Source organism: Mycobacterium sp. TH-M103, assembly GCF_057473785.1.
The window spans coordinates 1-7,795 of the sequence record NZ_JBYCLG010000216.1 but is presented as its reverse complement, the minus strand read 5'-3'; the positions used below and the strand labels follow the sequence as shown (position 1 = coordinate 7,795).

The following is a 7,795-nucleotide window of genomic DNA, read 5'->3' as shown; positions in this document are numbered from 1 at the left end:
CCCACCGCTCCATGCGGTCGCGCAGCGGCGCAGCGGCAGCGGCGGCGTCCCGCTCTCGAAATTCGGCAATGTGCTCATCAGGCGCGCGGCGTCGCATATGGAAGACCGCGGCAGCCCGGTCGATGATCGTCTTCGGCATCTTCCCGGCCAAACCCGCCAACACAGCCGGGGCGAAAACCGGGAACTCAACCACGCGCATGTTCTTGGCGTCGCCTTCACAACGGTCTACCGTGGCGCCGCGCTTGTACCCGGCGTTGAAGAGCGCCCGTAAGTCCTCGGCTTGCGGGTTGGTTGTGCGGCCCCAAACCGCGTCGGCCTCGTCCTGCAAGATCGTTGGCGGCCTCTCACCGGCCGCTGCAATCCGTCGATACAGGGCTGCCGTGGTCGTCGATAAGGTCAACTTCGCGTTGCAGCACAGCAGCGCAAGCACTTCCAGTACGCGGGTCTTTCCCGACCCGGGCTCGGGAGAGTCGAGCACCAGCCGCGGCGTCACGTAGAACGCAGTGACGCACCAGGTGTGCAATACCCACAGGCACAGCACCGTCAGATGATACGGGCTTGGCAGCGCCAGAAAAGCGCCGGCGAAGCATTCCACCTCATCCAACAACTGGGCGCCGTCCGGGTTGTCCTCTGCCCATATTTCGCGCAGCTCGTCGGAGCGGTCGATGTCGGTCATGGCCGCACCTCCCGCGCCGCGCGGAACTCGGCGCGTTGCTGCAACTCCCGCGCAATCTTCGACCAGTCGGCGGCGGCCGCCACAGACTTGCTCGCTTCGGCCTGGGCCGCTTGGCACGTTTCGACACGCAAAGCGTGGTGGACACCAAAAGCCGCCAATGCCAAAAATTTCCGCGGGTCGCCGTCAGCGAGCGCGCACCACGACGGCGTACCCGCCCACGGCAGCGGGCCGGCGTTCGCCCGGGCAACCAACGCTTCGAGGAACCGATGGGTGTCCCACCATGACACCTGTTGGGATTCAATCGAATCAGGCATCGGCCACCGCCTTCGCCCGGCAGACCGGCCCCAGGTGGGTGCGCACCGATTCGGCTGCGACCAGCCATTGGCCGCACCGCAGGCAGCGGGTCGCCAACCGGAATCCACGCGCGGCCGCGGCCGCCACAACGGCGGCGTCGGCGCGATCTTCGGGGGTCGGCGGTTCGTGGTGGTCGTGGTGCCACGGCGGGGTAAACTGGCGGCTAGCGAGTGGTGTCGTCGAGGTGGCCCGGACCGGCTGGTCCGGGCTTCTTCGTTGGGGGCTCATGCTGCACCACCGCCCGTGCGCCGGCGCCGGGCCTGGGCCGACTTCAGCGCCATCCTGGCGAAGTAGGCCTTGCGGAGCGACTCTGCGCGCTGCGGGTCACCGTCGGCTTCGGCGAGAAACTTGTCCTCGAAGGCCCTGCGCGCGTTGGCGGTTCGTGTGGAGCGGCTTTCAGTGGCCGCCCAGGATTCGTGGGCGGCGAGTTGCGCGCGCAACCGGCGTTCGGTAGCGGTGAGAGAATGAGTTTGCGGCATAAGGCATCCCGTGAGTGAAGGGGTGCCGTTCCGCTGGGAGACGGCGTGCTCCGCGATAAACGCCAAGCGCGGTCTAGCGGCCTCTGAGGCTATTGAGGACCGATGTTAGCACAAGCGTGCCGCCGATGGTGAGGACGTGTGACTGTCGCCGGGTGTCGGCGGCCGCGGCCGCCAGCGCGCTAGTCAGCGTGTCCCAAGACAATTGGTAGTCCGGGGAGCGCCCGGCGTGCCGACACGCCGGGCACTTGAAGGTCTGTTTGCCGCCGACGTTCATTGGCACCCGCGGTGAGGGGCCGTCGGCCAGCGGCGCGCCCAGCCGGTAGATGTCGCGCCCGTTCGGTTGCAGCACGAACGCGGCCAGGACGTGCCTGTGGGGACAGTGGATCACCAGCTCGCCGTGCAGCGCAGCGGGTTTCGGTCGCCGGCTCACAGGTCACCGAGGCCGAGTTCGCGAGCTTCGGCGGCGGCGCGCTCGGCCGCGGAAGCCCCGGTGTAGCGGTCCATCATCGAGCGGGTGGACCAGCCGGCGATGCTCATCAGCCCCTGCTCGGTGCCCCCGGCGCGTAGCCAGCGTGTGGCCGCGGTGTGGCGCAGGAGATGAAGGTGAAACCCGTCGATGCCAGCTTTCTGGGCCCGGTCGCGCAGCGTGTCGTTAAGACCGAAGTAGGCAAAGCTTTTGCCGCCGACGCCGAGCCACAGTTGGGGGGTCGCGGCGAGCTTGTGTGACCGGCGCGCGCGCAGGTACCGATCCAGCGCGGCGGCGGTCTGCGGACTAAACGGGGCGGTGCGGCCCTTGGCGCCTTTGCCGCGGCGGACCACGACGATGCCGTTCCGCAGCGGCTCGACGTCAGCGACGTTGAGGGAGATCGCCTCGGACGCACGCAGGCCCGTCTCGATCAGGAGTCGCAGCAGCGCCTCGTCGCGGCGGTCGCGGAAGCTGCTGCCTTTACACGCCTTGAGCAAGGCCCGCAGCTGGTCGTCGGTGAGCGCTTCGACGACTTTGGTGGGCAGCTTCGGCGCTCTGAGGCCGAGTAGCGGGTCCTCGGACAGCTCGCCTTCCTCGACGAGCCAGCGCACAAACTGGCGCAGCGCGGCCTGGCGCAGCCGCACCGTGTTGGCCTGCTTGCCGTCGGCGACCAGGGCGGCGCTGTAGTGCTGGACCCGCGCGCGGGTAATCTCGACCGGGTGTCCGTTGGCTTCGCACCACACCAGGAACAGCCGCACGCCCTGCAGGTAGGACGTGATGGTGGTCGGGGATTTGTTCGCGGCCAGCAGCGCGAGCTCCCACGACTTCATGAGTGCGGGCAGGTCGGGTGGCGGCAAAGGGTCAGGCATGACCATTATCTTAGGACGCAACGCTGTGCAAACGTGATATCTTGGGGATTCCTGTCAAAACCGCAGCTAAAACCGCTTACCGGCGAGAACTAGTTCCCCAAGGAACTGACCATCCTCTAGGAGATACACCGACCGTGGCATCGACCGCCGACTTCAAGAACGGACTGGTGCTGGTGATCGACGGCCAGCTGTGGCAGATCGTCGAGTTCCAGCACGTCAAACCCGGCAAGGGGCCGGCCTTCGTGCGCACCAAGCTGAAGAACGTGGTCTCCGGCAAGGTCGTCGACAAGACCTACAACGCCGGGGTGAAGGTGGAGACCGCGACCGTCGACCGGCGCGACACCACCTACCTGTACCGCGACGGCTCGGATTTCGTGTTCATGGACAGCCAGGACTACGAGCAGCACCCGCTGCCGGAGTCCCTGGTCGGCGACGCGGCCAATTTCCTGCTCGAGGGCATGCCGGTGCAGATCGCATTCCACAACGGGGCGGCGCTGTACCTCGAGCTGCCGGTGACCGTCGAGCTCGAGGTCACCCACACCGAGCCGGGTCTGCAGGGCGACCGCTCCAGCGCCGGCACCAAGCCGGCCACGCTGGAAACCGGCGCCGAGATCCAGGTGCCGTTGTTCATCAACACCGGCGACAAGCTGAAGGTCGATTCGCGCGACGGCAGCTACCTGGGGCGCGTCAACGCGTGAGCGGACCCGCGCGCCCCGCGCGTCCCGTCAAAGGACGTCATCACGCCCGCAAACGCGCCGTCGACCTGCTGTTCGAGGCCGAGGCGCGCGGGATGACCCCCGGGGAGCTCGTCGACGTGCGGACCGCGCTGGCCGAGTCCCAGCCCGACGTGAAGCCGCTGCACCCGTACACGGTGACGGTGGCGCGCGGCGTCGGCGAGAACAGCGCGCACATCGACGACCTGATCAGTTCGCACCTGCAGGGCTGGACGCTGGACCGGCTGCCCGCGGTGGACCGGGCGATCCTGCGGGTGTCGGTGTGGGAACTGCTTTATGCCGGCGACGTGCCGGCGCCGGTCGCCGTGGACGAGGCCGTGCAGCTGGCCAAAGAGCTGTCCACCGACGAGTCGCCCGGCTTCCTCAACGGGGTGCTCGGTCACGTGATGCTGGTGACGCCGCAGATCCGGGCCGCCGCCGAGGCGGTCCGCAACCCGGGGCCCGACTCGTGAGCGGGTCACAGTAACTATCCGCACCAAAGGACAGGTGAGGTTATGAGTCGACACACGGGCCGGCCGCGACGACTGCACGTGTCCGCGCTGGCGGCGGTGGCAAACCCGTCGTACACCCGGCTGGACACGTGGAACCTGCTCGACGACGCGTGCCGCCACCTGGCCGAGGTGGACCTGAGCAAGCAGGAGATCCACCAGGACGTGGCCAAGGTGCGGCGGCTGATGGACCGGCTGGCCGCCTACGAGCGGTACTGGCTGTACCCGGGCGCGGCGAACCTGGCGACTTTCCGCGCGCACCTGGAGGCGCTCTCCACCGTGCGGCTCGCCGAAGAGGTGTCGCTGGCGGTGCGGCTGCTGTCCGAATACGGTGACCGCGCAGGGCTTTTCGACACCTCAGCGTCGCTGGCCGAGCAGGAGCTGGTCGCCCAGGCCAAACAGCAGCAGTTCTACACGGTGCTGCTCGCCGACGACGCCCCGATGACGGCCCCCGACAGCCTGGCGGAGTGCCTGCGGGCGCTGCGCCACTCCTCCGACGAGATCCAGTACGAGCTGCTGCTGGTCTCCAGCATCGAGGACGCGATCACCGCGGTCGCGCTCAACGGCGAGATCCAGGCGGCGATCATCCGCGACGACCTGCCGCTGCGCTCGCGCGACCGGATGCCGGTGACGAACTCGCTGCTGGGCGCCGTCGGCCAAGGTGGTCAGGACGTGGCGAGCGAAGGCACCCAGGACTGGGTCGAGTGCGCCGAATGGATGCGGGAGCTGCGGCCGCACATCGACCTGTATCTGCTCACCGACGAGTCGATCGCCGCGGAGACCGAGGACGAACCCGACGTCTACGACCGCACGTTCTACCGGCTCAACGACGTCACCGACCTGCACAGCACGGTGCTCGCGGGTCTGCGGAACCGTTTCGCCACACCGTTTTTCGACGCCCTGCGGGCGTACGCGGCCGCCCCGGTCGGCCAGTTCCACGCGCTGCCGGTCGCCCGCGGCGCCAGCATCTTCAACTCCAAGTCGCTGCAGGACATGGGCGAGTTCTACGGCCGCAACATCTTCATGGCCGAGACGTCGTCGACCTCGGGCGGCCTGGACTCGCTGCTGGACCCGCACGGCAACATCAAGGCGGCGATGGACAAGGCCGCCATCACCTGGAACTCCAACCGGACCTACTTCAGCACCAACGGGACCTCGACCGCCAACAAGATCGTCGTGCAGGCCCTGACCCGGCCGGGCGACATCGTGCTCATCGACCGCAACTGCCACAAGTCCCACCACTACGGCCTGGTCCTGGCCGGGGCCTACCCGCTGTACTTGGACGCGTATCCGCTGCCCGAGTACGCGATCTACGGTGCGGTGTCGCTGCAGACCATCAAGCAGACGCTGCTGGACCTCGAGGCCGCGGGACAACTGCACCGGGTGCGCATGCTGCTGCTGACCAACTGCACCTTCGACGGCGTCGTCTACAACCCCCGCCGCGTGATGGAGGAGGTGCTGGCGATCAAACCGGACATCTGCTTCCTGTGGGACGAGGCCTGGTACGCGTTCGCGACCGCGGTGCCGTGGGCCCGGCAGCGGACCGCCATGGTGTCGGCCGAGCGCCTCGAGCAGATGCTGAGGTCGCCGGAATACGCTGCCGAGTACCGGCAGTGGAGCGCGGAGATGGACGGCGTGGACCGCTCGGAGTGGGTTGACCGGCGGCTGCTGCCCGACCCCGCCCGCGCCCGGGTCCGCGTGTACGCCACGCACTCCACCCACAAGTCGTTGTCGGCGTTCCGGCAGTCGTCGATGATCCACGTGCGTGACCAGGACTTCAAGGCGCTGACCCGCGACGCGTTCGACGAGGCGTTTTTGACCCATACCTCGACGTCGCCGAACCAGCAACTGCTGGCGTCGCTGGACCTGGCGCGCCGGCAGGTCGACATCGAGGGGTTCGAGCTGGTCCGCCACGTCTACAACATGGCGCTGGTCTTCCGGCACCGCGTCCGCAAGGATGCGCTGATCAGCCGGTGGTTCCGCATCCTCGACGAGTCCGACCTGGTGCCCGACGAGTACCGCACCTCGTCGGTGAGCTCGTACCGTCAGGTCCGGCAGGGCGCGCTGGCGGAGTGGAACGAGGCGTGGCGATCGGATCAGTTCGTGCTGGACCCGACGCGGGTCACCTTGTTCATCGGGCGGACCGGGATGAACGGGTACGACTTCCGCGAGAACATCCTGATGAAGCGGTTCGGCATCCAGATCAACAAGACCTCCATAAACAGCGTGCTGCTGATCTTCACCATCGGGGTCACCTGGTCGAGCGTGCACTACCTGCTCGACGTGCTGCGCCGGATCGCCTGGGACCTGGATCGCCGGCAGCTCGACCGCGGCAAGGACGACCGCGCCCTGCAGGCGCGCCGCGTCGAGGAGATCACCGAGGACCTGCCGCACCTGCCCGACTTCAGCGAGTTCGACATCGCCTTCCGTCCCGTCGACGCGTGCTCGTTCGGCGACATGCGCTCGGCCTTCTACGCCGGTTACGAGGAGTCCGACCGCGAGCACGTGCTGATCGGGATGGCCGGGCGGCGGCTCGCCGAGGGCAAGACGCTGGTGTCGACGACGTTCGTGGTGCCCTACCCGCCGGGGTTCCCGGTGCTGGTGCCCGGCCAGGTGGTGTCCAAGGAGATCGTCTACTTCCTGGCCCAGCTCGACGTCAAGGAGATCCACGGGTACAACCCCGACCTCGGGTTGTCGGTGTTCACCGAGGCGGCGCTGGCGCGGATGGAGGCCCAGCGCAACGCGGCGACGGCCGCGTTGGGCTCGGCGTTGCCCGTCTTCGCGCTGCCCGCCGACGCCCGGGGCAACGGCAACGGCGACGGCGTGGTGCGGACGGTCACCGACGAGGCCTGAGCCGCTACCGCAGGATCTTGGCGTAGAGCAGGCTGTCCTGCGGCTCGGGCCCCATGGTGGGGTAGACGACGTGCCGGGCGAGGCGGCCCTCCAGGAAGAAACCGGCACGCTCGAGCAGGCGGGTGGACCGCTGGTTGTCGGGGCTGCAGGTGGCCCACACCCGGTAGATCTGCGGGTCGGATTCCAGCGCGTGCAGCAGCATGTCGAGCGCCTCGGACAGCAAACCCCTGCCCCACCAGCGCTTGCCGAGGCAGTAACCGATCTCCACCGAGTGCGGGGCGGTTTGCCGGCAGCTGACCATCCCGACGACCTCGCCGCTGTGTCGCAGCTCGATGACCCAGGTCCGCTCGTCGCCGCCGACGTTGAGCTTCTCGCTGATCACCCGCCGCGTCGCCGCCACGTCCGGGTGGGGCGACCACAGCAGATAGCGGGTGACCTCGGGATCGCGGGCCACCCGCTGGAAGAGGGCACCCGCGTCGTCGAGGACGGGCAGCCGCAGCAGCAGCCGGGGCCCGGCGATGCTGTCAGGCGGGTAGCCGGGCATTCACAGGCCGAGCGCTCGATAGGTGCGACGGACGAATTTCGGCTGCGCCGTGCGCAGTTGGGCCAGCGACGTGTTGCCCGCGACGGCCGTGGCGGCGTCCGCGGTCATGTCGGGCATGTTCTGGATCAGGTACAGCAGGACCAGGTCGTCGGCGGACGGGTCGGCCTGCCACCAGGTGCCGTAGGCGCCGGGCCAGCTGAACGTGCCCAGCCCACCCGGCCCGAACAGTGGGGCGGAGCGCGCCGGATCGGTCACCACCGACAGGTTCAGCCCGAATCCGCGGCCGACCCAGTACGGCGCTCCCAGGAAGTCGTGGCGCTTGAGTTCGGGGG

At 68.4% G+C, this 7,795-nt stretch carries 9 protein-coding genes and 2 pseudogenes; 3 read left to right on the top strand and 8 right to left on the bottom strand.

What is annotated here, in order from left to right:
* The 6 genes and pseudogenes from AC2VOR_RS12525 to AC2VOR_RS12500 form a co-directional block, all read right to left on the bottom strand.
* Window positions 1–676, bottom strand: a pseudogene (locus tag AC2VOR_RS12525) (DUF3631 domain-containing protein); the annotation flags it as partial.
* Window positions 673–990, bottom strand: a complete 318-nt coding sequence (locus tag AC2VOR_RS12520) for a DUF2742 domain-containing protein (protein WP_486963885.1) — start codon at window positions 988–990, stop codon at window positions 673–675. The gene AC2VOR_RS12520 and the pseudogene AC2VOR_RS12525, both read right to left, overlap by 4 nt.
* A complete protein-coding gene (locus tag AC2VOR_RS12515; RefSeq protein WP_486963884.1) occupies window positions 983–1,258 on the bottom strand; it encodes a DUF6011 domain-containing protein in 276 nt (91 codons plus the stop codon). Before AC2VOR_RS12515 ends, AC2VOR_RS12520 begins: the two co-directional genes overlap by 8 nt.
* Window positions 1,255–1,470, bottom strand: a complete 216-nt coding sequence (locus tag AC2VOR_RS12510) for a hypothetical protein (protein WP_144953164.1) — start codon at window positions 1,468–1,470, stop codon at window positions 1,255–1,257. The genes AC2VOR_RS12515 and AC2VOR_RS12510 overlap by 4 nt, the downstream gene beginning before the upstream one ends.
* Before the next feature lie 112 nt (window positions 1,471–1,582).
* On the bottom strand, window positions 1,583–1,939 hold the full coding sequence (locus AC2VOR_RS12505) for a hypothetical protein (RefSeq protein WP_486963883.1): 357 nt from the start codon (window positions 1,937–1,939) through the stop codon (window positions 1,583–1,585).
* Window positions 1,936–2,844, bottom strand: coding sequence for a tyrosine-type recombinase/integrase (locus AC2VOR_RS12500; RefSeq protein ID WP_486963882.1), 909 nt, complete (start codon window positions 2,842–2,844; stop codon window positions 1,936–1,938). Before AC2VOR_RS12500 ends, AC2VOR_RS12505 begins: the two co-directional genes overlap by 4 nt.
* A gap of 134 nt (window positions 2,845–2,978) precedes the next feature.
* On the opposite strand from AC2VOR_RS12500, the gene efp reads away from it, so the two are divergent.
* From efp to AC2VOR_RS12485, 3 genes are read left to right on the top strand one after another with little or no spacing between them, the layout of a single operon-like run.
* Window positions 2,979–3,542: an elongation factor P gene (gene efp, locus AC2VOR_RS12495; protein ID WP_369739194.1), complete on the top strand. Its 564-nt coding sequence runs from the start codon at window positions 2,979–2,981 to the stop codon at window positions 3,540–3,542.
* Window positions 3,539–4,030, top strand: coding sequence for a transcription antitermination factor NusB (gene nusB, locus AC2VOR_RS12490; RefSeq protein WP_369739193.1), 492 nt, complete (start codon window positions 3,539–3,541; stop codon window positions 4,028–4,030). Before efp ends, nusB begins: the two co-directional genes overlap by 4 nt.
* A 42-nt stretch (window positions 4,031–4,072) precedes the next feature.
* Window positions 4,073–6,919 carry an aminotransferase class I/II-fold pyridoxal phosphate-dependent enzyme gene (locus tag AC2VOR_RS12485; RefSeq protein ID WP_486963881.1) on the top strand — a complete coding sequence of 949 codons (2,847 nt, stop codon included), beginning with the start codon at window positions 4,073–4,075 and terminating at the stop codon, window positions 6,917–6,919.
* A 4-nt stretch (window positions 6,920–6,923) separates the two neighbouring features.
* On the opposite strand, the gene AC2VOR_RS12480 is transcribed toward AC2VOR_RS12485, so the two are convergent.
* Window positions 6,924–7,463 (bottom strand): GNAT family N-acetyltransferase, encoded by a 540-nt coding sequence (locus AC2VOR_RS12480; RefSeq protein ID WP_369739191.1) that lies wholly within the window; start codon window positions 7,461–7,463, stop codon window positions 6,924–6,926.
* A pseudogene (locus AC2VOR_RS12475) lies at window positions 7,464–7,795 on the bottom strand (hypothetical protein); the annotation flags it as partial.